Below are 1,122 nucleotides of genomic sequence, written 5' to 3'. Positions count from 1 at the left end.
ATACCTACATAGCCAAAGTGTTTATCTCACTTTGGGACGGGCTATTTATATTCCGCCATTATACCTGCAAGCATTCCCGTCTGGCGGTATTTTGCTTGCATCTATAACCAACCTTTCTTTCTAAATATATATAACGGAACAACAGAAACAATAAACATTAAAACAAGAGACATATAATAGCCATAATGCCAGTGAAGTTCCGGTATATTTTCAAAGTTCATACCGTATATACTTGCAATAAGGGTAGGTGGCATAAATACAACAGATAGGACAGCAAATATCTTTATAATTTTGTTTTGTTCTATATTAAGAAGTCCGAGAAATGTATTTTGAAGATAATTTAATCTCTCAAAATTAAATCTTGTGTAATCAATAAGAGAATTTACGTCTTTTATCATGATTCTAAGCTCTTCCCTTACTTCAGAAGGAAGTTTATTACTTTTTAAAAGGGAAGATAAAATTCTTTGTTTATCGGTTAAACTTTCTCTTATGGTCATATTTAAATCTTCATAAGAAGATATAGACTCAATTATTGATTCTGTTACATCTATATCACCTGCAGATACTATTTTACCAAGTTTTGATATTTCTTTTGCCGTATATTCAAGTATATCTGCATCTGTAGCTATTCTTATTTCCATTATACCTGCAAATACATAAAATCCATTTTCATAAAATTTAGGATTGCTCATAAGTCTTCTTACAAATTCTTTAAATGTTTTTAACTCTCTATATGCAATTGTTATTATTATGTTATCTTTAAATATAAATGTAACTGTTTCATTAAATGCAGTATCCGTTTCTCTAATTAAAAAATATACGTTAATTGTGATACTATCCTCTTCTTCCCAATATCTTGAACTTATCTCTATTTCTTCTCTTTCTTGAGCTGTTGGAACTTCAACATTAAAATTTTCCATTATCCATCTGATTTCTTCTTCGGTAGGAGAAAGCATATCTATCCATAAAACAGAAGATTTATCTTCACATCTTTCTTGGGTATTTATAGATTTTATCTTTATTTTTGTGCCATCTTTTAAAAAAACTCTAACCATTTTTAAAATCCCTCTTTTTTATTAAAAAATTATACGACTTATTAGATTTAGTGTCAATTGAATAAAA

Annotated in this window: 1 protein-coding gene; it reads right to left on the bottom strand. The window is 28.4% G+C overall.

Translation table 11 applies throughout. The features are described 5' to 3' along the window. Nucleotides 1-101 precede the first annotated feature (101 nt). The gene (gene corA / locus QOR43_RS08560; RefSeq protein ID WP_265135065.1) at nt 102-1,055 is read right to left on the bottom strand and encodes a magnesium/cobalt transporter CorA; all 954 of its coding nucleotides are present in this window, start codon (nt 1,053-1,055) and stop codon (nt 102-104) included. Nucleotides 1,056-1,122: the final 67 nt, after the last annotated feature.

This window comes from Venenivibrio stagnispumantis, from assembly GCF_900182795.1.
Lineage (GTDB): Bacteria > Aquificota > Aquificia > Aquificales > Hydrogenothermaceae > Venenivibrio > Venenivibrio stagnispumantis.
Note: the sequence above shows the minus strand (reverse complement) of the source record. Positions and strands in the feature narration are given on the sequence as shown.